Here is a 24,611-nt window from a genome sequence, read left to right as displayed (position 1 = left end):
ATGATATAATATCATAGCTAAATAAATATTCAGCTGTACTATTACGTTTCCAAATAAATATAAGGGAGTTTTGAGCTTGTTAAATAAAGAAATAAGGCCTGAAATTTTACTTTCCATAATTATTCCACATTATAAAACTTATGAGCTTTTAATAAAGCTTTTAAAAACAATACCTGATAAGCCTAGTATTGAAGTGATTATTGTTGATGATTTGAGTAATGATTCTAGACTAAAGAGCTTGGAAGGCTTTTTTGAAAATGTAAAGTTTAATCTTATCTTGAATGACTATCATAGTAATGCGGGACATTGTAGAAATGTTGGATTATCTTTGGCATCAGGAAAATGGTTGTTTTTTGCAGATTCAGATGATTTTTTCTTAGATAATTTATATGATAATATATCATGTTACTTTAACAGTGATAATGATGTAGTATATTATTACCCAGCAAGTAAAAATGAGCATGGAGAACAAGGCGCTAGACATTTAATATATGAAAAAATATTCAATTCTTATGTGAAAAATCCGAATGAAATTAATTTATTAAGCTTAAGATTTAAAACGCATGCAGTATGGGCTAAATTAATAAAAAGACAACTTATTTTAGATAATGAGATTAAATTTGATGAAATTGCTTTTGCTAATGATGTAATGTTTTCAACTAGGGTTGGGTTACATATGAAAAAGTTTGCATTTGCTCCGGAAAAAATTTATTGTGTTACGAGGAGATATGGCTCACTTACAGTTACCTTAAGTAGAGAATCATTATTAATTAGGATGTATGCCCTGATTAATCAATATAATTTCTTAAAAAATAAGGTGACTATTCATAAAATGAAGCAAATTAATATAAGTGGATTGCATATTTTTATGAAGTCATTGAGATGTTCTATATGTTTTGGTATTAAGGTATATATCATTTTTAGGAAAAACAATATTCCAGTTTTTAGAAAAATGACTTTTATAGAATATTGTGATGTAAAATATTTAGTAAAAAAAATCATAGCATTTAAGAATGACGCGAAATATGAGGTAAAAAAATGAGGCTCTTTCAAAATGATTATGAAAGTTAAAAATACTTTATATGTGAGTTTATTAAGAGAGCTTTTCACAAAAGCTTTTCTGACCTCAATTCTAATTATTATGTTTATGATTTTATCAGATTTTTTCTTACTTATTTCAATATTTTTGCCGTTTAAAATTTTACTGTTAATAGATAAACACAGCGTACCAGAGATAGTTACTATATATTTTAAAATATATAATTACAAAGTATTTGTTGCTTATTTAATACTTTTTATGCTTGTACTTTATATTTTACATTTTTTTCTTCAAAAAATAATATCTGCTTTTCTTCAAAAAATTATTCTTCGCCTAAATATAAAAGAACAGTCAAAAAAGAGCTTAAAAAATAAAAAAAAACTAATTATTAGTATTATGATGTCAGTTTCTGAATTTGCCTTCAGTTGTATATGCTTTGTTTGTTTAGCATTATTATCTAAACTTCTTGCATCTGTAGTAATTTTATATATTTTGATTACTTTATTCGTATACTGTAAAATTTATTATATATATATGAATGATAATGATCAGATTAGAAGCATATTAGCTAATGTTAAAAATATAGGTACTATTATATGTTTTTTATGCGAAATATTCTATCTGTTATTAACTGATAGTTACAGTAGTTTTTTAACATTGATTGTATGTTTAATACTTGTGCGTCAAATATTTCAAAGAATCACGAAAACTTCTTTAGAAATAATTAAAGTTTATGAAAAATAATATAAGTATTATTTTATAATAATTTATAGGATAAAAAGATTAATAAAAATGAAAAATGATATTGTATTAGATAAAAGTATAATACAAATATACTTTGATGAAAAAGTTAGAAATAAAAGATCTCGACTAAATGTTTATTGGTTACAAGGAGAGTTTTGTTTTGGTAGAGAAAGTCGTGTTGCAACTATTACAGGTGTGCAATTTATAAGCCCTAGTTTAATTGTTGCGGCTCATAGAGAGGCTGCTAAACTTTATTTAATTAAGATAATAAATAATACTTATAAAATAATAGATGAAATTATAATGAATGTTAAATTGCTTCCAGGGTATGATAAATATTATCATCCAGATTTAATGATTTTTAGTAATAATTATATTTACTTATCTGAATTTACTAATAGACTAGCTATATATAAGTACCAAAATAATAGATTAAAACTATATAAGCTAGTAGAAGTTGGTGATTATAAATATCATGCTTGTTATGCTAATGAAAGTGGCATTTATCTTGGATCAGTTTTAGGTGGGATTATTCAACATATAGATAAAAAGTCATATGAAATAAAGAGCTTAAAAATTGATCTAGCAATATTTAATGAAGAGAAAATTCGTATGAAAACTATTATAGAGTATGATGGTTTTTTTATACTAGGGTTAGATAGTTCAAATTCAAATAAAAACAGCTTTATAGCTTTATATATGCAAAATCATGATGATATGCTTCTACTTGATTGTGTAGTAATTAGAAATGCTCAAATAGATGGGGCCTGTTTATATGAAGGTAATATTTTTCTTTCGTTACATAATGGAGATTATAAAAAAGGCCAAATTTATGTTATCAATCTTATAGATAAAAAAATAAAGGTTATACATAAAGTCTTTTGCCATGGTTTTCCACATGGTTTAGATGTATTCGATGGTAAAATTGCTTATACTTCTTATAAAGAGAAATCAATTTTCATACATGATTTAACTAATTTTTTTAAATCAAATGAGCTGATTTAAAGTAGATAAAATAAATATAGGGGAGCTTTGAACTTGTTAAATAAAGAAATAAGGCCTGAAATTTTACTTTCCATAATTATTCCACATTATAAAACTTATGAGCTTTTAATAAAGCTTTTAAAAACAATACCTGATAAGCCTAGTATTGAAGTGATTATTGTTGATGATTTGAGTAATGATTCTAGACTAAAGAGCTTGGAAGGCTTTTTTGAAAATGTAAAGTTTAATCTTATCTTGAATGACTATCATAGTAATGCGGGACATTGTAGAAATGTTGGATTATCTTTGGCATCAGGAAAATGGTTGTTTTTTGTAGATTCAGATGATTTTTTTCTTCCTAATTTTTATTTATCTATAGAGCCATATTTTTACTCAACTTATGAGGTAGTTTTTTTTATGGTTGATAGTTGTGATACATATAATGTAGAGAGGAAAACTTTTCGTGGTAAATATGTTAATAAAATTATCTTAAATTACAAAAATAACCCAAGTATTAAAAGTGAGCTCGAGTTGAGGTATGGTATAAATTCTATATGGAATAAGTTAATTTCTAGAGAATTTTTGGTTAAAAATGATATAGTTTTTGAGGAAATTAATGCAGCAAATGATGTAATGTTTTCAACCTTGGTTGGCAATAAAATGAAAAAATATTATGTTAGTGGAAATAGTATATATATGATAACTTCTAGATCTGATAGTTTAACTAAAATATTTAGTGAAGAAAATTTTGAATGTAGATTATCAGCACATATTAGAAAAGGAGTTTTTTTAAAAAAAGAAGGAATAAAAGATCCTTATATAATCATAAAGTTAGGATATTTGTTGAATTTGAGTACCTTGCATCATAGTAAAAAAATTAATAAGGCTTTAAGTCGTGTGAAGACTCTTAATACATTGAGGAAATGTGATTTATTATTTCACTCACAATTATTTTCTCTTATGCTTTATAGCTTGAAGGTTTATTTTTTTAGAGTTAAGAGATCAAGTTAATATGATCCAAGGAGTCCAGGATCATATGTTGAATGAAAAATTAGTAGAGATAAATAAGGGTTATAATCGATGCATGTTGTAAAGGTAAACTAATAAAATCTGGCAATAGTTTAGTTATTAATGTTAATGGAGATGCTTCCCAAGGTATGTTGATAGAGAATTTTTTTCATGCTAACTCAAGTTATAAATCAAAAATTAATAGCTTTGAATTTGCCGATGGAAGTGTAATAAATAGGTCAGATATTCTAGCAGGCTCAGCGTCAGATGATACATTATTAGGTAACAGTAATGATAATGTTATATCAGGGAATGAAGGTGATGATGTTATAACTGGTGGTCAGGGAGATGATGTAATCTCTGGAGGAGATGGCTCAGATACCTATAGATATTCTCAAGGAGATGGTAACGATACCTTAGATGTATCATCTAATGACGGAACTATGGATACATTAGAGTTAACAGATATAAATCATGATTCTGTTAATTTAAGTAGAGATGGAGAAGATTTACTTATTAGTTTTGATAGCGATCCATTAGGCTCAGTAATAGTAGATGATTATTTTTCTAGTCAATATACTAATCAAGGATTAGAGATAGATGCTAATGATGGATTTGCATTAGATTTATCAGCTAACTCAAATAAGATAGCAGAGCTATTAGCAGCCTCAGGAGCAGATGATATAGATATGGATGGAGGAAGTGTAGATGGCACAGTTCAAACTACTACCAAACTAAGTTCATCTGAATTAGCTGATCTATGGTTGCCTAAAGAGAGTGCTTAATAAAAATCTTATAGTTAATTAACTATGTTATTATAAATACAATATCGACTATTTTGATAAAATATAGTTTTGATTTGTACGACTTTTTGTACGACTGACTAATTTATAAAAAATAGAAGTGTTGATATATAAAGGCTAGGAGAGATTGGTTAGTAGTTGGCCCCGGGCACCATATTGGTTTTCATATAGTTGATAACGAATTTTCAAACTTTTATTTCATTTTGAGATTATCAAGATGCATAAAGCTGAAATTTACTTTAAAGTTTATCGAGAGGAATATTACTCCTAAGTTCTACATCGGTATGTAAAATATTTTTTGTAGTTTTATAGTCAAATAAGTCACCTGTGAAAGCTCTATCTAAGATCATACTTTTACAAAGTTTTTCTCTTGTTTTCCATGAGGTTACAGATACTAGGGAAGAGTTAAAATCAACTAATATACATGGTATATATTTAAGTCCTAGTCTTTTAGCAACTGAAAATCTATGGTGGCCATCTAGTATTATATTTGTATTGATATCAACTAGTATAGGAACCTTCCATATTGGATCATCTAAAATCTCTTGATATAAATTATTAGCAGCCTCTTCAGATATTTTTTCTGATGGAATAAGATCTGATATTTTTTTAAGACTAAAAGTTAACATATTTCATATCTCCTAAATTAATGGTCTTTGTAAAAACTATATTATTTTTAAGTATTATCGCTACCAGATTCTAGATAAAATGCTATTTCTCAAAATCACCTTATGATATACAACAGCTAATAGATGCAAGGTAAAACATATAGCCAACATATATGCAAAAAAGCTATGAAAACTAAAAATGTATTTTGATAGCTCAACATGGTTAGGAATCTGAGGGAGTGGTATTAAATAAAAAATCTTTCTTTCATGAGCAGAAAATATGGAGGCAACAATACCAGTTAAAGACATTCCAAGTACACTTGTATACAATCCAAAATGAACTATCTTTGCGAGAACGTAGTTTAAAATAGATAATGGTGGGTTATAAGGAACATTTGGTTTAATAAATCTTACTACTATAAGAAATATGACAAGGATCAATGCTACGTACCCAAAAGATCTATGCAAATCTACTAGCCAGCCTGGTAAGGGTATATAATAAGCAGTCATTCCAAAAGAAAACTGCATAATTATAAAAAAACCTAAAGTTTTGTGAGCTTGTCTAACCCAAAAATCATATTTCATTACTTACAATACCTCAGATATTTACTGATATCTGGATTTCAGTAATCCCGTAAAACACCAAGCAAGTAGCATGCTTGTAACAGCAAAACCAATGCATAGACCAAACCAAATACCATAGCTTTCCCAAGTTAGCCAGTAGCCGAAAACACCCATTGCTGGGATACCAACTATCCAATAACCAATAATCGTAGTAGTAAAGCCAGCTTTAGTATTACCAAGACCACGTAATAAGCCAATAAGTATATTTTGTGAGCCTTTGAAATATTGATGTGCTATAGCAAACCATAGAAGACTTGTTGCTACTGCAAGCACAGCTGTATCGGCTTTATCTCCACCAAGAAATGGTAAAAGTATAAGATCTGGAACGATGATGTAAAAAGCAGCAATAATAGCCATGATAGTAAAACTGATAGTAAAACTACGTAAAGCAATACCGCTAATTTTATTTTCTTCACCTTTTCCTATAGCACGACTTACTAAAATAGAGGAGCCATGTGAGAGTCCAATATTTAGCTGATAGACAATATAAGCTAGCTGATTAACAATGTTTGATGCAGCTAATGCTATTGGTCCAAATGTACCCATAAAAATAGTAGCGATAGAAGTAATTGCAGCTTCTGAACCATAGGTTAATGAGATTGGTGTTCCCATTTTAGTAAGGTGTAAAACTGTTTCTCGTTTCGCTTTAAACAAATTCAAGGAAATGAGTTTATTGAGAATTTGATCAAGCATTATAGTTCGAAGATAAACGAAAAATATAAAAAAATTAACTATTGTAGTTGCTAGCCCTATACCAACAAGTCCAAGACGAGGTAATCCAAGCCAACCATAAATAAAAGCCAAATCCAAGAGAGCATTGAGTGCAACAGAAACTAGGGTGACTATTAGCAAAGATCCAGCACGACGCATACCAACAGCAAATTGTCTTAAGACATTAAGCCATAGCATAGGTAAAAGGCCTGGGGCTAATGCAATCATAATAGGTTTAGCTAAAGTGGTGATGATTTCACTCTGTCCGAAGAAAGAAAGGAAATTGGTTAGTATAGTGATAAATACAATAGCAATAATGCCTGTAATTGTTGCTAAGAGTAGGCCTGCTCGTATTAGCCCTTGTACCTCATCTATAGCAGCTTCATCAAAATTAGTGTTACCAGTTCTGGTCTCACCTTTTCCAACAGCGGCTGCAACAAGATTTCCCAGTCCTGTCACCATGCCTACGCACATGGTTCTGACCTGGTTGTAAAGTACTAAAGCAAGACCACCAGCTGCAATAGCTTGTACACTAATTAGACCTAGCATTAAAAGGTCTGTGCTAGTAAGTGCTACCTGAGCTAGTTGAAGTGCTATAATAGGTGTCGCAAGTGCGATTATTTCTTGATATTGTCGAAGTTTCATGGCTAGGCTGCTATCCTTCTAGATGCTAGGAGTATAGAGTCCTTATAAGCATCAAAAAGCTGATGAAGGGATGACTGAACTGACTCACTTAATAAAGACCTTTCGCGTAACCAATCATCATTGTAGATAGTGTCTAGATATTTTTCTCCAGCATCACATACTAAAACCACGATAGTGCTATTTGGTTCGACAAGCATCAGCCGCTTAAGTGCTACATTAATTGCGGCACCAGATGTACCACCAACTAGAATTCCTGTACGATGTGCAACAACACGAGCCGTGTTAAAAGCATTTACGTCACTGACAGTTAACCCCTCATCAATTAATGAGTGATCAACGTTTGTGCCGACAGTAAACCCTTCTGGTGCACCAGCTCCAGTTTGCCAATATTTGCCTGGCTTACCTCCAAATATAATAGATCCAACTGGCTCAACTCCAATACTAGTAACTTTAGAACCTAGATTACGTAGTTCTTTAACAGTTCCACACATAGTACCACCTGTACCAACCGCGCCTATTAAATAATCAACATCTGTATCTAAGTCATTTAATAACTCATTAGCAATACCAGCATAACCTTTATTATTATTGGGGTTATAGTGTTGATCTGGCCAAAATGCACCTGTAGATTTGGCAATCTCTCCAGCCATTTGACGTCGTTTAACGGTACTTGGTTTATTAGTTCCACCCTCAACAAAAATTAAATTAGCACCTAAAGCTTTCATTGCAAAAAGCTTGTCGCGTGAAGCATGATTATCAACAATGGCTGTATATTTGTATCCACGTTCAATAGCAATAAATGCAAGCCCTGTACCTGTGTTTCCAGATGTGGGTTCAACAATATGACCTCCTGGTTTAAGTCTACCATCACGTTCTGCTGCTAGAATCATCTCTCGAGCCATTCGGACTTTACAAGAACCGGTAGGGTTAAATTGCTCTAGTTTTAGTAGTAGTCGGCTACCTGAACCAGTGCGAGCTAGTTCATATAGAGGAGTTTCTCCTATAAGTTCAGAAAATTCAGTTATAATTCTTTTTTTAACAGTTTTATATTCAGAAATCATTTGTCTATTCTCCAAAAATTTTTTCCGTCTTGTTGAGTAACAACAATCTTAGGTGGTAGAGGAAGTTGATGGAACTCACTCTCATTTTTATCCATTTGGTAGCCAGCAGTGTTTGGGTAGATGATTAAGTCACCGTATCGTGGAACGGCAGGAAAATTGATTTTACGCCAAGTCAATACATCATATTCCATACAACTAGATCCACCAATCATTACACTAATAGGGTTCTGTGGGCGAGGAGGGCCACGTTGTATCAAAATAGGAGAGGGTAAAAATTCACTATTTTTCCATTGCTCAGACAAACTCATGCTAAGTCCTGCAACAGTCACAATGCCATGTTCGTCATTTTTCTTGAAGCCTTGTACTGGAAAGACAGTCATTCCAGCACCGTTTAGAAGAGCTCTACCTGGTTCAAGATATAATTGAATTTGTGTATCAATTAGCTTGCTTGCTAAGCTAATATTTTCAACAGATGATTCTAGAATTGCATTTAGCATATCTGCGCCTGTAGGAGACTGATAGTAAGGGTAAAAATGACTAAAAGTCTTTCCTGCATGAAATTGATCTGGATTTAGAGTTGCCTTAAAGCTATGCCAGTCTTCTTCTTCAACATAACTACAAGCAAAACCGCCTCCGATAGATATTGATGAACTAGGAAAACCATATTCTCTAGCTTTCATGCACCAATCAATTAGAGCAAATGCCATTTCTACGCGAGGTTTTACTAAATAACCATCTAAATGAAAAGAAAAGCCTTCCATGATAATATGATTTTTTGCATCCTTACAACGTTCTAATGCTGTAACAATATCCTTTGAATTAAGCCCAAAGCGACTATTAGGACTATTTGATGGAAGTACTCGTAGTAGGATTCTTAATTTATCATTTGTATTAGTAACAATCTTAATTGCTCGCTCAAGCTCATCTAAAGCATCAATTGCAACTAGTGCTCCATGACGAGCAGATAACCATAAAAGCTCATCGCTCTTGGCTGCACCAGTAACACCTATATTTTTACCTTGAATTCCTTTACTTAAAGCATGAACAAATTCTGGAATACTAGCAACATCTACAGCACCATTTAGCTTTGCTACTTCTGTTAACCATGCTCCCGCTTTATTTGCTTTTTTACCAAAATAAACTTGCCCAGCAATATTATGACTCTTAAGAACCTTCTGAAAACTTGACAAGTTATCCGCAAAACTCTTAGGATTAACAATATGAAAAGGTCCATTTATGACATTAGCGATATTATTTAGCAATCCAATATCCTTTTGAATATTAATAGCCCAGTCCTGTTGTAGAGCATTCATTGAATTCATTGTTAGCTCCATAGTTTAACTCGTGTACCACGTCCTGCTGAAATTGCTCTAGTTGCAAGGGCATTGGCAACAGGAATGTCTGTGATTATCATTCCACTTGAAAATGCAAATACTTTATCTTGTTGCGAATTTCTACCTGATTTACGACCAGCCACAATATCAGGTAATTCAGAGTCGATAGATGCTTCATTATCTGAGCCAGCCAGACGCTTCCCTGTAACACCCATTTGCATTTTATTTGTTGCTACAACATAATCAACGTCTTGCAAGACACCACTAGCTACTCCTTTGCTAGCAACTGAAACTAGCAAGCCCCCAGGCTTTAACCAGCTTGTCTGAATCTTAGGATGAGCAGCTCGTCCTGAAGCAGCTACAACAATATCAGATTCAGCAACAGCTGCTGGAACATCCTCAATAAGTTCTATTTCACGATCTGGGAAGTGCTTAGCAAATGTTGCAAGACTAACTGCAATCCCATCAGGATGCGTGCCGAATAATCTAAGAGTTTTAAGCGTAGGGACTGCTGTTAAAAGATATGAGAGTGTATTAATACCTTGGGCTCCAGTACCAACCATTAATGCTGATTCAGCATTCTCTTTGGCACAATGCTTAGCAATAATCGCTGTTGTTGCAGGTGTACGGTAGCCACCAATACGATGACAGTCCATAAATGCAAATGGGAGTCCTGTTGTATCATCATAAAGGCTGATTGTTGTATAGTATTTATCAGCACTCTGACTGCCTTGACGATAAGATGTCTTAAATCCAATCTTCTCTAGAGAGCCATCATAACCAAGCATTGAATAAGAAACGGCATCTCTTTGCTTGTTAGGAAGATCCATCATTAGCTTTGTTGGGCATAGAGACTCTTTGTTGGCATAGGTTAAATAAGCTTCTTCTACAAGGCGAATTACCTCTGCTGGCTTAAGATCAATATCAGATAAATCTGAACGGCTAAGAATATGGATGGTAGGGGTGTTTGTGCGAGACATTTTCTCTTCTCCTTTTTTATTTATAGAATTTATTTCATATTTTTGTAAATGATAATCATTATCATTATTTTGATTTGTGACATTGTAGATGATAATGATTATCATTTCAAATAAATTATTTGATAATTATTTAGATTTTGAATAAATTGTAAAAATGTTAGGTTTTAAAGGAGTATATAAACTAAGAGGTAGAATAAAATCATAAAAAGAAGTTTTATTTGTGCGATTTTTTGTACTACAAACTAATTTCTAAAAAATAGAAGTATTGATGTATAAAAGCTAGGGGAGGTTAGTTGGGCTTTTGCTTTAGCACCAATTATATTCAGATTTTCTTTTATAAGGTAAATTATGTATTTCAATTATATCTGTGTAGAATTATTAAAATAACTCGATAAATCCTTAATTTAATGGAGAATGAATGTATTTATTAGTATCAGCTATTTTGGGAGTGGTTTTTTATTTTTTTATTTTTAATATTAATACGAAACTTCTACCTAGAGAGATTGCTAAAAAGAATAATGTCTATTTGTTATTTAGTTTACTTCCTATAACAATAATTTTTATAGTATCTGCTATTTGTTATGTATATATAAATAGTTTTGGATATTCATCTTGTAGCAGTTCTTATGGCTGTTCTTATAGTAGTCATGACCAACAGCTTTTGTATGAGGCTTATAGATTTCTCTCTACTTCTATAATATATACATCTTTATATACGTTACCTATATTATTTTTTATATCTTTTTCATTACCTAAACTTTGGGTGAAATATACAGATAGTAAATTAGTAAAAGCATATTATGTGGTAGCTGTATGCTATGCTACATTAATAGGGTATTTTTGTTATTTAATACAACCTAATTTATATAATATAGGTAGTATGAGCATTATAACATTATCACTTTTATTTTTATTTTTAGTGGTAGTTATAGTATTGGCTATACTATTAATAACAATGTTAATTTTTATATCAACTAAAAGTTTTACAACCAAAGAGATTGAAAATAAAGATTATAAAAAAATATCTAGGATCTTTTCTTTTGTATTTTTTATAGCATTTGTTATTGGGAATATAATCAGTAATTACTTTGCTTTTAATACTGATACATATGGTCTGGAATACCTTTTATCTTCTACTTTCTATACTAAAGCAATTATTATATTAGTTTTGCCACTATTTTTTATTTCGTTTTTTTCTTTTTACAGAATTAAAAAAGCTTTTTTATTATGTATGTTATTAGGTGTAATAAAAACTTACATTCAAATGTATTTGAATTTTTACTATGAAATTTCTATAGAAATTTATTACATATCTATTTTTGCTGATTTGTTATTAAATATATTGATTATTGTATCTATTTTTAGGATAAGCTTTGCTTTTTATTTAGGTATATCATTAGCATTTGTTATCAGTGTTTTTATTTTGCTTTTTGCTAATGTAGTAGCATTTTCAGGCATAGCATTTGGCATTTATGGAATAATTTCGTTGATAATATGTATTACAGGAGATAAATATATTAGACAGTTGGATTAACGTATGACATTTCCTACTCCTTTAGGTTTATTTTTGATGTCCCAACTTATAGCCATAAAATCTATAGTATTAACATCAGATGAATTTGTAAGAGGATTGTAACCATCACTGAAATCCCAGCTAGATAAGTCTTGATTAAATGATCTTGCCCCTGAAAACATATAATAAACCTCTCTAGTCTTAATTTGCCAATGATTTAATGGTTGGTTAAATGATTCTGCTCCTGAAAACATAACGCTCATATCTTTAACATTACTAACATCCCAGCTATTTAGAGGTTGATTAAAATTAGTTGCAGAGGCAAACATACCTTCCATATTTCCTACTCTAGAAACATTCCAAGAATTTATATTTTGATTAAAGTTAGTTGCATTTGAAAACATTTCCTCCATGTTAGTAACATTGCTAACATTCCAATTATCTAGAGGTTTGTTAAACGCCTCTGCCTCAGAAAAGGCTTCTTTCATATTAGTTACATGTGATGTGTCCCATGAATTAATATCTGAATTGAACTTTTTTGCTTTATTAAAAATGCTAGAAATATCTGTGACATTACTAGTATTCCAATTATCTAAAGATTGATTGAAGCTAGCTGTATAAGCAAACATTATTGACATATTCTCTACTTTAGAAACATCCCAAGAATTTATATTTTGATTAAATTCGGAAGCTGCTGAGAACATAGCTTTCATATTTTTAACCTTAGAAACATCCCATTTACTGATATCTTGATTAAATTCGGAAGCTGATGAGAACATAGCTTTCATATTCTCTACTTTAGAAACATCCCATTTACTGATATCTTGATTAAATGATCTTGCATTATAAAACATATGAGACATATTTGTTACTTTAGAAGTGTTCCAGTTATTTAATGGACTATTAAAACTTCTAGCATTATAAAACATATGAGACATATTTATAACATTGCTTACATTCCATTCATTAATGTTTTGATTAAAGCGAGAATCCTCAGAAAACATAGCTTCCATGTTTTTAACCTTAGAAACATCCCATTTAGATATATCTTGATTAAAAGCAGTATTATCAAACATATGAGACATATCAGTTACATTAGAAACATCCCAAGTATTTAAATATGAGCGATTAAATAGATTAGCTTTTTTAAATAAACTAGACATATCAGTTACATGTGATGTGCATACTAATAAAGGGCTGGTGCTTTTTTGTATTTCATTTAATATATCTATATTTTTTATACCAAATTTCCCATAGCCATCTTCAACCACAAGGAATTCTTTACCATATTTAGTAAACTTGTCTCCTGGCTTGTATTGATCGCAAGTAATAGTTTCTATTTCAAGTTTTTGATTGTTTTTTTGTAAGTTTAGAGTAATCAGTAGTAAGCTTCCTAGTATGACACTAATAAAAACTATTGCGATAACATATTTTTTCATTATTAACTTCTCCTATCCGTATCTCTATAGCTTTAAATTTTTAGTTCTTCTGGGATGCTATTTATTTTCCCATTCTCAATTTTTTTATTAGCTTCAATAAATCTCTTAGCAAAATCTTGCCCTATACCAGCACCATCTTTTACAGCTTGGTTAATATATAGTAGCCCTTTAGATTTATTCTGAGGATATTTAGGTGCAGCTGATCCAAAATAATATATTGTTCCTAGTCCATAAGAAAAAATAGCTAAAGCTTTTTTATCTTCATACTTTGGATTTTTATATAGTTCTATCATTTCTTGTAAATATATCACTGCATCCGAATAGTTATGGTTTAATAATAAAGAAAGCGCATAAATACGTTTAGCATATAAATTTTTATCTGCCACTGGTTTACATAATTCAATAGCCTGTTTAAATTCTTTGTTACTACCTGCTTCTATACACTTATGAGCAGGGTCTGTATATTGCATAATCATATAGTCATAAGGTAACATTGCTAACGTACCATTTTGGAGCTCTGGTATAAATTTCAGCATTTCCTTAGCTAAGTTAGGAGTAGGTTCAGAATCAGAATTTGAATATGAGTCCTCTGAACTTGAGTCATTTAGAAATTTAGAGGCTTGTAAATATTTTAGCCCTAAACTTTCGCTCTTTGGATACGAGGGAGTAGCTAAGCCAAAGTAATAGATTATTCCTATATAATAATCTATGATACTTATTTGGTCAGCTTTAGCTTTAGATGTTAGTAAGTATGGCATAGCTTCTGAATATCTTCCTTCGGTAGCAAGTGCTGTGCCATAAGCTAATCTAGATGTCATATCATTGTCAGCCTCCTCTTTACAGTACTTTAAGATCTTTGAGAAATTACCTGCTGAAATGTTTCCTTTACAATTTCCATAGAGATATTCTGCTTGAGAGTATCCTATTGTAAGAAGAAAAGTAGTTATTATTAATGTGATATATTTCATTATAAGCGTTACCTCTTAACTAAATGTTATTTACTCTGTTGGAATATAAATAAAATCATTGTTTTTAGTTACTAATAGTAGATCATGATTATCGATCGATACTGATATATCATTATTTGGTAAATATTGAATATCTGAAGGCCCGGTGTCTTTTTTTAGTGCTGGTTTATATATATGTTGTGAATCAAAAACATATAAAGAGTTATCTCCATATTTAACAGCATAATGATTGCTAGCAAGACCTTCATTAGTTAGGTTTGTAGAGCTATTGTTATCAAGAACTTCACTAATAGCTTCAGCTGTTAGATTTGGAAGGTCAATGATTTCTAGATTAGGTGCGAATTTAAATGAAAGGAAGAGTTTGTCTAGCCCAGTACTATAAAAAGAGTCATCAATAACCTTGCCTGATGCTAGCGGTAGGTTAACTAATTCTGCATTTTCATTTATGCTATAAACTTTTCTAATTAAATCTGTATAAGCGTCAAAATCTTCTTTTCCTGCTATAAGCAATGTATTTTTGCTTTTCTTTGATTGGAAGACTTTATCTATATGTGCGAAATCCTCATTATTTATTGTTTTAATATTTTCTTTTTCATCAACTACTAAAATTATACTGATTTTATCTTTATTAGTAATATAGTAACTTTGGAAAGTTATTATTATATTAGATCCAGAATTATAATAAATCTTGTCAAATAATAATTTTTTTGGCTGAGGATTCTCTATTTTTTTTATTTCACCTTTTGGGTTGATAATGTATATGACATTATTGGATTTTAGGATTGTTCTTCCTGCTGCAAAAGATATTGAGTCAAAGCTATCTGGAATAGTCTGCTCTTTACCATCATTATCAAAAAAATATGTTTTTGAAGAGGTTTTAACAAAAGTTATTTTTGATTCTTTATTTTCATAGATGCCATTATATGGATGATAATCACTATCTGCATAAATATAATCATTAATTGAAGCTGTATAAGTTTTACCATCTTTATATATAAGTGTGGCTTTATCAGTATTTTCATATTTTACGATAACGAGATTTGCATTATCATTATAGTAAATATGATCAATTTTTTGTCCTTCTGGTGATCTTATTTCTTGTATCTCTCCAGCTGGTTTTATGAGTTGAAGGCGAGAGGAATTTCTATAGTATATAAGAATATTTCCTGATAATAAATTATCATAGATTGTCACATTTCTATTTCTGCTAGTAGCTAGAGATGGTATAAGTGAATAGTTTAAGTTTTGGTCAAATAAAATAATATTTTGGTTTTCATCTTCAAGTATTATATTTCCAGAAGAAGAATTATTATAAGCTTTAATATATTGACTATTAGTTGCTATTTCTTTCTCCGGTATATTTCTATATCTTCCATCTTTATTTATTGCACTAAGTTTTTTGTTATCATCATATTGAATAATTACATTTCCTGAAGAAGGATTAAAATATGTTGTAGAAGATAATTTTTTTATCCCCATCGGGAAACTAGTTATATTACCTTTGTTATCTATTAGAATGTTGCCTTGATTATATTTATCATAAGCAAGAACTCTTTCGTCATTACAAATAAGGTTGATCGCAGAGCTATTTTTCATCGGTTTTACTGCAGAGCTGCCATCTGAGGATAATATTAAAATAGAGCTAGAGTTGTAAAAAGATAAGACTACTTTTTCAGATAGAGAGCAAACTTGATTTAGTTTGGCCTTTGAATTGTCTGGGTTTAACGAGGAAATTTTCCCATCTGTATATATAATATCTATCTTAGAATCATTGTTATGAGGAACTATGAAATCGATATTTTTGGATTTAATAACAGAGTATTTTTTATCTCTGTCTAAGAGAACATCACCACTAAATTGTAGTTTATTTATCGAACCATCTTTTTTAATTAAAATTCCACTTTTAGTAGAGTAGTTTGAGTTATTATAGAAAATAACTAGGATATCACCGCTTTCTTTATTTTCTTCAACATACTGTACACTCCCATTTTCAGCAATTTTAGAGATACTGAGAGATTTTTTATCAATAATATATGAGTTATTATTACCTGAGATGAATATATATTTATCAGTTGTATGTTTAATATTTGAATCTGTTGGTATATGTATATTTTTATCATAAACAATTTTAAGAGAAACATCTTCAACTTTTGCTTTCTCAACTTTTTTACCACAGCTTGCGAGCGATAAGCTAAGTAATAGTATGGAAATTTTGAGAGTTTTTTTAAGTATTTTGCTAGACATAATTCTAGATTAATTCATTAGTGCTACAAGTAAGGGTAATATAAAAAACTCATTTAAAGAATTGGTTTTTTGTTTATATTAGTTATTTATGTAAAAAACTCAGTGTTATAATAAATGTTAGAGGTAAATAAGAGTTTCTATAATTTAGAGCCTAGTTAAAGGTGAATATGAATAAAAAATTTTATTATTATTTATTAGTATTTATGTTGTGTACGTTTATATTAATAAACTGGATGATAATAGTTTCTCTTTCTAGTTCTTTTGGATTATTAGAAGCTTTTATAATGTATTCACCAATTTATCAAATAGGGTTGGTAGTTTTTCTTATTCTAGTTATAAATAAGGTTAAAGGGGTATTTATACTTCTTTCAATTTTTTCAGGATTTTTTCTAATAACTTCGCCTATTCTAGGAGATAATACAGCAAAAATGCTCTACTTTACGATGATTCAAGGTAACTTGAGTGGATTCTTGTTTTTTTTATTTGCTTGTTTAATTCCTTTTACATCTTTAGTTGCATGGTTTGATGGAAGCATTAGAACTACTTACAAATATATAATTAAGAGAAAACAAAAGGCATAAATAAAAGAACTTATTTTTAAATTCACTTATAATAGTATTTAGAATAAGAAAACAAAGAGGAGTTTGAATGAGGCTCTTTGGAACTAAATTTTTTTCATTAGTTTTTATCTTAAGTATGTTAGTCTCATGCTCTACAGTTTCTAAGAGCAAGATGGATGAAGTTGCTCAACGAGTTAAGCAACAACTTGAAGATGTATATCATCAAAAATTTACAGTAAAAGATGTTAAGTATATGCCACTTGATAATGCATATAAGATTGAGTTTTATGAAACTGATAACCCTGATATAAGCTTTTATACGAAAGTAGATAGAAATACAAATAATGTAACTTTTGATACATATAATGAAAGTATTAGTAATGATAAAGTTACAAAATGGATGGTAGAGCCATATATAGATAAAATATCTAATGATTGGTTTGGGTATGGAGACATATCAGGAGGAGATCCAGACCCTATAAATTATGATACTTTAAAAGATTATGAGAATGCCTTATCAAGTAATAAAAAGAATGCTTTATCATTTGGTGCTGAAATTAGTATTAATATGAAAATAACACCACAAAATGTTGTTAATTTATTAATATATATTTATCAGTTTGGTAAATATGTAAATAGTTATAATTTTAAGTACATTGATCTTAATGTTAAGGTTTATACTTTACCAGATGGAGTAACTGCGCAAGAATACTCATCATCAGATAAAGATACTTATGATTTCAAGAAACAAGATGTATTAAAAGCAACTTTAAAAGTTAGCACTAAAGATATCGATAGTTATAAAATGTCATCTCCAATGGATTTAGCAAAATATTTAAACATATATAAGGATAATAAAGAGAGTACTTTAATAAATGATAAGCCTTTGTATTCAAAAGTTCAGTATTTATATTACTCTTGGGAAAGAAAGAAATTTAATAACATGTTTTAAAATTATTGAGATGATTAAAAGAAAGGAAAAATATGAAGTATACAAATATTAATTTTAATGATTCTAGTATTTTAATAACTGGTGGAGCAGGTTTTATAGGTAGTAACTTAGCTTTTTATTTTCAAAAAAATTACCCAGAAGCAGAAGTTATTGTTTTAGATAAGTTTAGAAATGGTGAAACTTTTTCAAATGGTAACCTAAAAAGCTTTGGACATTTTAAAAATCTTATTGGTTTTAAAGGAGTTGTAATAAGCGGTGATATTAATGATGAAAAAATCATTAAACAATTAGAAGATAATTATAAATTTGATTATATATTTCATCAGGCTGCAATCTCTGATACTACAGTTAATGAGCAAGATTTGATGGTTCAAACGAATGTAAATGCATATGAAAGATTATTGCAAATGGCTATTAAGCATGGAGCTAATATGATTTATGCTTCAAGTGCGGCAACTTATGGTGGAAGTGATAAGTTTGAAATAGGGTATGAATTACCAAATAATGCTTATGGGTTTTCAAAAGTGATGATGGACAATATTTCATATAACTATATAAAGAAAGAATTGGATATATCTATAGTTGGTTTGAGATATTTTAATGTATATGGGCCACGTGAGTATTATAAGAATAAAACAGCCTCCACAGTTGTTCAGTTTGGACATCAAATATTAAAAGGAGATAAGCCAAAACTATTTGAGGGAAGTGATAAGATTCTTAGAGACTTTATTTATATTGAAGATATTGTTCAAGCAAATATCCGAGCTACAGAACCGAAGCAAAGTGGGGTTTATAATGTTGGTACTGGTAAAGCTAGGAGTTTTGAAGATATAGTTAATATATTACAGAAAGAATTAGAAATTGATAAAGGTAAAGAATATATACCTAATCCATTTGTAGGTAGCTATCAGTTTTATACTCAAGCAGATATTTCAGAAACTCAAAAGAATTTAGGCTATCAGCCAAACTATTCTTTAGAAGATGGTATCAAATCCTATATTACAGAAATAAAAAGACTTTATAACGAAGAAGTTAAAAAATAATTTTTATATGAATTCAGAATTTTTACAAAAAGATTATTCAAAAATGGATAAAAGTAATCTACAGGCAGAAATTACTAAGCTTGCTGATTACTTAATGCATCATAGCTATTTATATCATACTTTAGATAAGCCTGAAATCTCCGATGGCGACTATGATAGATTATTTGCTTTATTAAATGATTTGGTAGATGAAAATCCTGAATTAAGACCAAAAAACTCTGTATTAGATAGAGTTGGTGGAGAAATTCTTTCTGGTTTTGAAACTATAAAGCATAAAAAGAAAATGCTTTCTTTATCTAATGTTTTTAGTTTGGATGAGTTAGAAAGCTTCTGTAATAAGATTGAATATGAAAATATAGAATTTGAGTGTGAGCCAAAAATGGATGGCTTAGCTATTAGTATTTTCTATAAGCATGGGCAGTTTGATTATGCAGTTACTAGGGGCGATGGTGTTCAAGGGGAGAACGTTTCTGAGAATGTCAAAACTATTAGAAATATTCCTTTAGTTTTAAATCTTGAAAATCCTCCAGAAGAGTTAGAAGTTAGAGGGGAAATTATTCTTGATAAAAAGAGTTTTTTAGCACTAAATAATCAAGTTGTTGAAAGTGGTCATAAACCTTTTGCTAATCCGAGAAATGCTGCTGCAGGTAGTATTAGAATGCTTGACTCAAAAGTTGTAGCTAAGAGGCCTCTAAAATTATATTGCTATGGAGTAGGTTATTTCACTGATGATTTTAATCATCCAAAAACTCAATTTCACTTAATGAATTATCTTAAAGATATAGGGTTCACTATTAGTGAAGATATTTTCTTAGCAAAGAATTTTTCTGAGATTGAAAAATATCATAAAGCGATGAGTCATAAGAGAGCAGATTTAGCATATGATATTGATGGTCTGGTTTTTAAAGTTAATGATATCTCATTACAAGATGCTATTGGATATGTAGCAAGAGCTCCTAAATGGGCAGTGGCTTATAAATTTCCAGCAGAAGAGGTTGAGTCTGAGGTTTTAAATATAGAGTTTCAGGTGGGTAGAACAGGAGCTATAACTCCTGTAGCTAGATTAAAGCCAGTAGCTGTAGGTGGAGTTATAGTATCAAACGCGACATTACACAATATAAGTGAGATTAGACGAAAAGATATTCGTGTAACAGATAGGGTTATTGTCCGTAGAGCTGGAGATGTTATCCCCGAAGTTGTTAGATATTTACCTGAATATAGAAATCCTAAAGCCACTCTTATTCAAATGGTAAAAGAGTGTCCAGTTTGTGGCTCAGCTGTTGAGAATGTAAATGATCAAGTAGTATATAGATGTACAGGGGGTTGGCATTGTAAGGCTCAAACTTCAGAAAGGCTTAAGCACTTTGTTTCTAGAAAATCTATGGATATTGATAAGCTTGGGGCTAAGATAATTGAACAATTAGTTGAGGTTGATTTAATTAAGTATCCAGCAGATATTTATAAGTTAACGTATCAGCAACTTTGCTCTTTAGAAAGAATGGGCTCTAAATCATCACAAAATGTTTTAGATTCCATCGAGAAAAGTAAGAATCCAACATTAGCAAAATTTATTTATTCACTTGGTATAAGAGACGTTGGAGAGGTTTCTTCAGAATCTTTAGCGCAACATTTTGGAATATTAGATGCTTTTAGGCAGGCACGTTATGATGATCTTATTCAAATAAATGATATTGGTGAAATTATAACTAATAACATAGTTAATTTTTGGCAAGATACTTTAAATATAAATATAGTTGAAAGCCTATTGAATGCTGGGGTGCAAATACAAGAGCAAGCGATTATTAAGCAGGTTGAGAATAGTGTATTTACAGATAAAACTATAGTGATAACTGGCACATTTGAAAAATATAATAGGGATAACTTAACACAGCTCTTAAAATCAATGGGAGCAAAAGTAACTAGTAGTGTTTCAAAAAAGACAGATATGCTAATTTGTGGTGATAATGCGGGAAGTAAGCTAGAAAAAGCACAAAGTTTTGGTGTTGAGATTGTGCTCGAAGATAAACTTGAGGAACTACTTAAGTGAAGTTACAGAGAGACCAAGAAAAATACTTCAATTATAAATATAGCATTAAAGTAAAAAATAGCTCATTTGTAAATAATCCCTTTCCAACTTTACATATGGAATTAGGTAATGCTTAGAAAAGGGGATGTGATTTTTACAATAGATCCTGCCGAGGAAAATATTAGTTCCTTATCTAAGGGGTATGGTGGATATAGTTATTATCATTGTAGTTTATATATAGGAGATAATCAGATAATAGAGGCTGTTGCAGAAAGAGGAGTTATACTAACTCATATAAGTAAATATAATGATAAAAGAAATCTAATAGCAAGAACATCATTGTTAGCAGAGATTTTAGATAATGTTATTATTAATGCTAAGAAATTCATTGGTGCTGAGTATAACTCTCTTTTTCTACCAGATGCTGAAGGTAAATATTATTGTTCACAATTAATACATGAAGTTTTTAAGCGAGCGAACTACGGAAAATCATTTTTTGATAAGCATCAGTTAAATTACATAGAAGAAGGACAACAAGAAATTTCAAAATATTGGTTAGATCTATACTCTAAATATGGTTTAGATGTACCCCAAGGCAAAGAAGGCTCTCATCCTAATAATTTATCGCTAGATAAAAAGTTTAAAAAAAAGTTTTTTCTAGGCTAGAATAGCTTAACATTTGGGTTTTTCTTGTTAAAGATTAGCCTTAGTGTATAATAACAACATAAAATTATAAAATTCTATTTTCTAGACATTTGATGAGAGGAGGCTAGTATGGTTATCAAAAAAGCTACACAAAAAGATTACGATCGTATGGCTGATTTATGGGAAGATTCTGTTGCTAGTACATACGACTTTTTAACTATGAAAGAGATAGCTAGCCTTAAAAAAATTATTAGAGAAAAATATTTCACTAATCCAGAAATTGCTTATTATGTATTAAGAGATAATAAAGACGAAATCGTTTGTTTTTCAGGAATTATTGGAGATAAAATTGAATTTCTATTTGTTGATCCTGCAACTTTTGGGCATGGGCATGGTAAAAAAATGTTAATCCATGCTTTAAAAAATCATGGTGCTGTATGTGTAGATGTACATCAACAAAATATGCATGCTTTATCATTTTATTCTAATTATGGATTTGAAGTGGTTGAAAAGTCTGATAAAGATATATTTGGGCGTCTATACCCTATATGTCATTTAAGAATTTCTGGTAAAATAGACGATATCTTGAATAAATTAGACTCTATGGATTAAACAATAATAAAATCCATCTCCTTGTTTTTCTGAAGGTAATATTTGGTAACCAAATTTCTTTTTATATTCAGATAAAGTATTTATATTTTCTATTTGAGCATCTGGAGTTAACTGTAAAAATTTTTCTATTTGCTTTTCATTTTCCTCTTCAAGAATTGAACAAGTTATATAAAGTAAATATCCATTAGAATTTAAATTATTCCATAAGTTTTGAAGTATTTTAATTTGGATATCTAAAATGTTTTTCACATCTTCTAGAGATCTAGAAATTTTAATATCAGGGTTACGCCTTATTACACCTATAGCACTACAAGGAGCATCTAATATGATTTTATCAAAACTTCCCACTAATTTTTGAGTTAAATCATGTTTTTTTATTTCAATTTTTGTATCAGATATTCGAGAAATATTATCTTTTAGTAGCTGCAATCGAGTATCAATAATATCTATAGCGGTTAAATGGATACTTGGATCTATTTCTAATAGATGAGTTGCTTTTCCTCCTGGAGCTGCACATGCATCAAGTATTCTTTCTTCATTTTCAGGATTAATGATATGTCCAGCGTATTGGGCTGACATATCTTGAATAGTAAAGTAGCCCTTATTAAAAAGATCATTATTTTCAATGTTTAAAGGAGTTTCAAGTTTTATGCAATTAGCTAAACAAGTGTTTTGAAAAGATATACCTTCATGATTTAAGAAATTTATAACTTCTTGTTTATCTTTTTGGTTATTAATCCTTATAAACATAGGAGCTTTCTTATTGCTTTGAGTAAGTATTTCTTGATAATTATCTGGATATTGATGCTTTATTTTATTACAAAGCCATTCAGGCAGATCAGATTTCTTATAATCTATAAAAGCTTTCTTTATTTCCTCAATATCTCTTAAAACTTGTCTTAAAACAGCATTTACTAATTTGGTTGCCCAAGTTATTTTAAGCTTTTTGCAGGCATTTACTGTTTCATTTATTGTTGCATAGTTAGGTTGAGACATTTCTAAAAGCTGTAATACCCCAAGCATTATTAAAACTTTTATAATAGGTTTAGTTTTCTTAGATGTATATTTATCAACAACTTTCTCTAAAGAAAAGTAATTTCTAAAGAAGTCATAACATAGAGCTTTTATAAAAGAATTATCTTGAGCATTTAAATTTAATTTCTTTAGTTTTTTATCTAAAGTAAGTAAGGTATTTTTCTTCGCTAGAATATCTAATATATATTCACAAGCGATTGCTCGTGTATTCATTATTTTTTAATATGCTTTGCTAATGTTTTTGCAATTTTGGGTTGAATTTTTTTATTAGCAGCAATTATGAAATCAGCATTTTCTATATCGCTTTTTCCAGTAATATCGGTAACAATAGCTCCCGCTTCTTTTGCTATAATATATCCCGCTGCAATATCCCATATTTTAATTTTAGTAGCTGTCCATAGTCCATCTAAGTAACCAGCTGCAACATACGCTAAATCCATAGCTATACTTCCAGAATATCTATATCCTGAAATAACTTTGTGTAATTTTACTAGTTCTATGAGGTATGAATCATCAAAAGTCTTTCTTGAGTATTTTAATGATACAGATAGTAGGGCACCTGTCATATCAGGTCTGTCAGATACTCTAATTCGTTGGCCATTTAACTGAGCGCCCATTCCTTTATAAGCGGTAAACATAAGGTCTAGGAAAGGGTTGTATATTACACCAAGAATTATCTCATTATCTTTTTTTAGAGCTATAGATATACAACATTGAGGTAGTCCATGTACAAAGTTATTCGTACCATCAATAGGGTCAATTATCCATGTGAATCTGCTATCTTTATTACCAAACTCACCGGCTTCTTCAGTTATAAAAAAATCATCAAATCCAGCTTTTTTAATACTATCTATAATGAGTTGCTCAACAGCAACATCAATATTTGAGACTAAAGTATTATCTTCTTTACGAGAGACTTTGACAGAGCCTATATTAGCTTGAGCTTGAACTATGATTTTTCCTGCTTTTCTAGCAGCGGTAGTTACAATATTAACTATTGGTTTCATAGTTTAAATAAATAAGTCTTATATTG

The 24,611-nt window shown here is 30.0% G+C and carries 23 protein-coding genes; 12 read left to right on the top strand and 11 right to left on the bottom strand.

What is annotated here, in order from left to right; translation table 11 throughout:
* Positions 1-76 precede the first annotated feature (76 nt).
* From DNK87_RS03350 to DNK87_RS03330, 5 genes are read left to right on the top strand one after another with little or no spacing between them, the layout of a single operon-like run.
* On the top strand, positions 77-1,042 hold the full coding sequence (locus DNK87_RS03350) for a glycosyltransferase family 2 protein (RefSeq protein ID WP_159240198.1): 966 nt from the start codon (positions 77-79) through the stop codon (positions 1,040-1,042).
* A gap of 12 nt (positions 1,043-1,054) precedes the next feature.
* On the top strand, positions 1,055-1,783 hold the full coding sequence (locus tag DNK87_RS03345; RefSeq protein ID WP_119330207.1) for a hypothetical protein: 729 nt from the start codon (positions 1,055-1,057) through the stop codon (positions 1,781-1,783).
* Positions 1,784-1,831: 48 nt separating this feature from the next.
* The gene (locus DNK87_RS03340) at positions 1,832-2,788 is read left to right on the top strand and encodes a hypothetical protein (RefSeq protein ID WP_119330208.1); all 957 of its coding nucleotides are present in this window, start codon (positions 1,832-1,834) and stop codon (positions 2,786-2,788) included.
* Between the two features lie 33 nt (positions 2,789-2,821).
* Entirely contained in the window at positions 2,822-3,778 is a 957-nt protein-coding gene (locus DNK87_RS03335; RefSeq protein WP_159240196.1) for a glycosyltransferase family 2 protein, read from the top strand.
* Between the two features lie 53 nt (positions 3,779-3,831).
* Positions 3,832-4,560, top strand: coding sequence for a calcium-binding protein (locus tag DNK87_RS03330; protein WP_342212429.1), 729 nt, complete (start codon positions 3,832-3,834; stop codon positions 4,558-4,560).
* A gap of 257 nt (positions 4,561-4,817) precedes the next feature.
* Here DNK87_RS03330 and DNK87_RS03325 read toward each other — a convergent pair whose 3' ends face one another.
* The 6 genes from DNK87_RS03325 to DNK87_RS03300 are packed head-to-tail and all read right to left on the bottom strand — an operon-like array spanning position 4,818 to position 10,646.
* Positions 4,818-5,207: a ParB N-terminal domain-containing protein gene (locus tag DNK87_RS03325; protein ID WP_119330211.1), complete on the bottom strand. Its 390-nt coding sequence runs from the start codon at positions 5,205-5,207 to the stop codon at positions 4,818-4,820.
* 60 nt (positions 5,208-5,267) lie between these two features.
* Positions 5,268-5,771 carry a cytochrome b/b6 domain-containing protein gene (locus DNK87_RS03320; RefSeq protein WP_119330212.1) on the bottom strand — a complete coding sequence of 168 codons (504 nt, stop codon included), beginning with the start codon at positions 5,769-5,771 and terminating at the stop codon, positions 5,268-5,270.
* A 21-nt stretch (positions 5,772-5,792) separates the two neighbouring features.
* Positions 5,793-7,166 carry an MATE family efflux transporter gene (locus DNK87_RS03315; protein ID WP_119330213.1) on the bottom strand — a complete coding sequence of 458 codons (1,374 nt, stop codon included), beginning with the start codon at positions 7,164-7,166 and terminating at the stop codon, positions 5,793-5,795.
* Between the two features lie 2 nt (positions 7,167-7,168).
* On the bottom strand, positions 7,169-8,227 hold the full coding sequence (locus tag DNK87_RS03310; RefSeq protein ID WP_119330214.1) for a PLP-dependent cysteine synthase family protein: 1,059 nt from the start codon (positions 8,225-8,227) through the stop codon (positions 7,169-7,171).
* Complete coding sequence (locus DNK87_RS03305) at positions 8,224-9,549, bottom strand: alanine racemase (protein ID WP_119330215.1); 1,326 nt, start codon at positions 9,547-9,549, stop codon at positions 8,224-8,226. The genes DNK87_RS03310 and DNK87_RS03305 overlap by 4 nt, the downstream gene beginning before the upstream one ends.
* A gap of 2 nt (positions 9,550-9,551) precedes the next feature.
* A complete protein-coding gene (locus DNK87_RS03300) occupies positions 9,552-10,646 on the bottom strand; it encodes an ornithine cyclodeaminase (protein WP_244614597.1) in 1,095 nt (364 codons plus the stop codon).
* 313 nt (positions 10,647-10,959) lie between these two features.
* Here DNK87_RS03300 and DNK87_RS03295 point away from each other — a divergent pair, with 313 nt between their 5' ends.
* The gene (locus DNK87_RS03295) at positions 10,960-12,075 is read left to right on the top strand and encodes a hypothetical protein (RefSeq protein ID WP_119330217.1); all 1,116 of its coding nucleotides are present in this window, start codon (positions 10,960-10,962) and stop codon (positions 12,073-12,075) included.
* Here the strand turns inward: DNK87_RS03295 and DNK87_RS03290 are convergent.
* Genes DNK87_RS03290 through DNK87_RS03280 form a run of 3 tightly spaced genes read right to left on the bottom strand, consistent with a single transcriptional unit; the run spans position 12,072 to position 16,705 of the window.
* The gene (locus DNK87_RS03290) at positions 12,072-13,493 is read right to left on the bottom strand and encodes a BspA family leucine-rich repeat surface protein (protein WP_119330218.1); all 1,422 of its coding nucleotides are present in this window, start codon (positions 13,491-13,493) and stop codon (positions 12,072-12,074) included. The genes DNK87_RS03295 and DNK87_RS03290 overlap by 4 nt on opposite strands.
* Positions 13,494-13,525: 32 nt before the next feature.
* Positions 13,526-14,461 carry a hypothetical protein gene (locus DNK87_RS03285; RefSeq protein WP_119330219.1) on the bottom strand — a complete coding sequence of 312 codons (936 nt, stop codon included), beginning with the start codon at positions 14,459-14,461 and terminating at the stop codon, positions 13,526-13,528.
* A 30-nt stretch (positions 14,462-14,491) separates the two neighbouring features.
* Entirely contained in the window at positions 14,492-16,705 is a 2,214-nt protein-coding gene (locus DNK87_RS03280) for a hypothetical protein (protein WP_119330220.1), read from the bottom strand.
* A gap of 167 nt (positions 16,706-16,872) precedes the next feature.
* On the opposite strand from DNK87_RS03280, the gene DNK87_RS03275 reads away from it, so the two are divergent.
* The 6 genes from DNK87_RS03275 (at position 16,873) to DNK87_RS03250 (ending at position 22,543) form a co-directional block, all read left to right on the top strand.
* The gene (locus tag DNK87_RS03275) at positions 16,873-17,286 is read left to right on the top strand and encodes a hypothetical protein (RefSeq protein ID WP_119330221.1); all 414 of its coding nucleotides are present in this window, start codon (positions 16,873-16,875) and stop codon (positions 17,284-17,286) included.
* Between the two features lie 67 nt (positions 17,287-17,353).
* Positions 17,354-18,217, top strand: a complete 864-nt coding sequence (locus tag DNK87_RS03270) for a hypothetical protein (RefSeq protein WP_119330222.1) — start codon at positions 17,354-17,356, stop codon at positions 18,215-18,217.
* A gap of 32 nt (positions 18,218-18,249) precedes the next feature.
* Positions 18,250-19,260: an ADP-glyceromanno-heptose 6-epimerase gene (rfaD, locus tag DNK87_RS03265; protein WP_119330223.1), complete on the top strand. Its 1,011-nt coding sequence runs from the start codon at positions 18,250-18,252 to the stop codon at positions 19,258-19,260.
* Positions 19,261-19,267: 7 nt separating this feature from the next.
* Positions 19,268-21,307: an NAD-dependent DNA ligase LigA gene (gene ligA / locus DNK87_RS03260; protein ID WP_119330224.1), complete on the top strand. Its 2,040-nt coding sequence runs from the start codon at positions 19,268-19,270 to the stop codon at positions 21,305-21,307.
* 108 nt (positions 21,308-21,415) lie between these two features.
* A complete protein-coding gene (locus tag DNK87_RS03255; protein ID WP_119330225.1) occupies positions 21,416-21,952 on the top strand; it encodes a YiiX/YebB-like N1pC/P60 family cysteine hydrolase in 537 nt (178 codons plus the stop codon).
* A 108-nt stretch (positions 21,953-22,060) separates the two neighbouring features.
* On the top strand, positions 22,061-22,543 hold the full coding sequence (locus DNK87_RS03250) for a GNAT family N-acetyltransferase (protein WP_119330226.1): 483 nt from the start codon (positions 22,061-22,063) through the stop codon (positions 22,541-22,543).
* Here the strand turns inward: DNK87_RS03250 and rsmB are convergent.
* A complete protein-coding gene (rsmB, locus tag DNK87_RS03245; RefSeq protein ID WP_119330227.1) occupies positions 22,526-23,791 on the bottom strand; it encodes a 16S rRNA (cytosine(967)-C(5))-methyltransferase RsmB in 1,266 nt (421 codons plus the stop codon). The two genes, DNK87_RS03250 and rsmB, sit on opposite strands and share 18 nt — an antisense overlap.
* Positions 23,791-24,585, bottom strand: a complete 795-nt coding sequence (locus tag DNK87_RS03240; protein WP_119330228.1) for an inositol monophosphatase family protein — start codon at positions 24,583-24,585, stop codon at positions 23,791-23,793. Before DNK87_RS03240 ends, rsmB begins: the two co-directional genes overlap by 1 nt.
* Positions 24,586-24,611: the final 26 nt, after the last annotated feature.

This window comes from Pseudofrancisella aestuarii, from assembly GCF_003574475.2.
GTDB classification, from domain to species: Bacteria; Pseudomonadota; Gammaproteobacteria; order Francisellales; family Francisellaceae; genus Francisella; species Francisella aestuarii.
The sequence above is the reverse complement of the archived record's forward strand: the minus strand, read 5'-3'. Positions and strand labels throughout refer to the sequence as shown.

Excerpts from the sequence above, each read along its gene's own strand:
- DNK87_RS03345 (WP_119330207.1), top strand. The coding sequence starts at position 1,055 with ATGATTATGAAAGTTAAAAATACTTTATATGTGAGTTTATTAAGAGAG.
- DNK87_RS03340 (WP_119330208.1), top strand. The coding sequence starts at position 1,832 with ATGAAAAATGATATTGTATTAGATAAAAGTATAATACAAATATACTTT.
- DNK87_RS03325 (WP_119330211.1), bottom strand. The coding sequence starts at position 5,207 with ATGTTAACTTTTAGTCTTAAAAAAATATCAGATCTTATTCCATCAGAA.
- DNK87_RS03320 (WP_119330212.1), bottom strand. The coding sequence starts at position 5,771 with ATGAAATATGATTTTTGGGTTAGACAAGCTCACAAAACTTTAGGTTTT.
- DNK87_RS03315 (WP_119330213.1), bottom strand. The coding sequence starts at position 7,166 with ATGAAACTTCGACAATATCAAGAAATAATCGCACTTGCGACACCTATT.
- DNK87_RS03310 (WP_119330214.1), bottom strand. The coding sequence starts at position 8,227 with ATGATTTCTGAATATAAAACTGTTAAAAAAAGAATTATAACTGAATTT.
- DNK87_RS03305 (WP_119330215.1), bottom strand. The coding sequence starts at position 9,549 with ATGAATTCAATGAATGCTCTACAACAGGACTGGGCTATTAATATTCAA.
- DNK87_RS03300 (WP_244614597.1), bottom strand. The coding sequence starts at position 10,646 with ATGATAATCATTATCATCTACAATGTCACAAATCAAAATAATGATAAT.
- DNK87_RS03295 (WP_119330217.1), top strand. The coding sequence starts at position 10,960 with ATGTATTTATTAGTATCAGCTATTTTGGGAGTGGTTTTTTATTTTTTT.
- DNK87_RS03290 (WP_119330218.1), bottom strand. The coding sequence starts at position 13,493 with ATGAAAAAATATGTTATCGCAATAGTTTTTATTAGTGTCATACTAGGA.
- DNK87_RS03285 (WP_119330219.1), bottom strand. The coding sequence starts at position 14,461 with ATGAAATATATCACATTAATAATAACTACTTTTCTTCTTACAATAGGA.
- DNK87_RS03280 (WP_119330220.1), bottom strand. The coding sequence starts at position 16,705 with ATGTCTAGCAAAATACTTAAAAAAACTCTCAAAATTTCCATACTATTA.
- DNK87_RS03275 (WP_119330221.1), top strand. The coding sequence starts at position 16,873 with ATGAATAAAAAATTTTATTATTATTTATTAGTATTTATGTTGTGTACG.
- DNK87_RS03270 (WP_119330222.1), top strand. The coding sequence starts at position 17,354 with ATGAGGCTCTTTGGAACTAAATTTTTTTCATTAGTTTTTATCTTAAGT.
- rfaD (WP_119330223.1), top strand. The coding sequence starts at position 18,250 with ATGAAGTATACAAATATTAATTTTAATGATTCTAGTATTTTAATAACT.
- ligA (WP_119330224.1), top strand. The coding sequence starts at position 19,268 with ATGAATTCAGAATTTTTACAAAAAGATTATTCAAAAATGGATAAAAGT.
- DNK87_RS03255 (WP_119330225.1), top strand. The coding sequence starts at position 21,416 with ATGCTTAGAAAAGGGGATGTGATTTTTACAATAGATCCTGCCGAGGAA.
- DNK87_RS03250 (WP_119330226.1), top strand. The coding sequence starts at position 22,061 with ATGGTTATCAAAAAAGCTACACAAAAAGATTACGATCGTATGGCTGAT.
- rsmB (WP_119330227.1), bottom strand. The coding sequence starts at position 23,791 with ATGAATACACGAGCAATCGCTTGTGAATATATATTAGATATTCTAGCG.
- DNK87_RS03240 (WP_119330228.1), bottom strand. The coding sequence starts at position 24,585 with ATGAAACCAATAGTTAATATTGTAACTACCGCTGCTAGAAAAGCAGGA.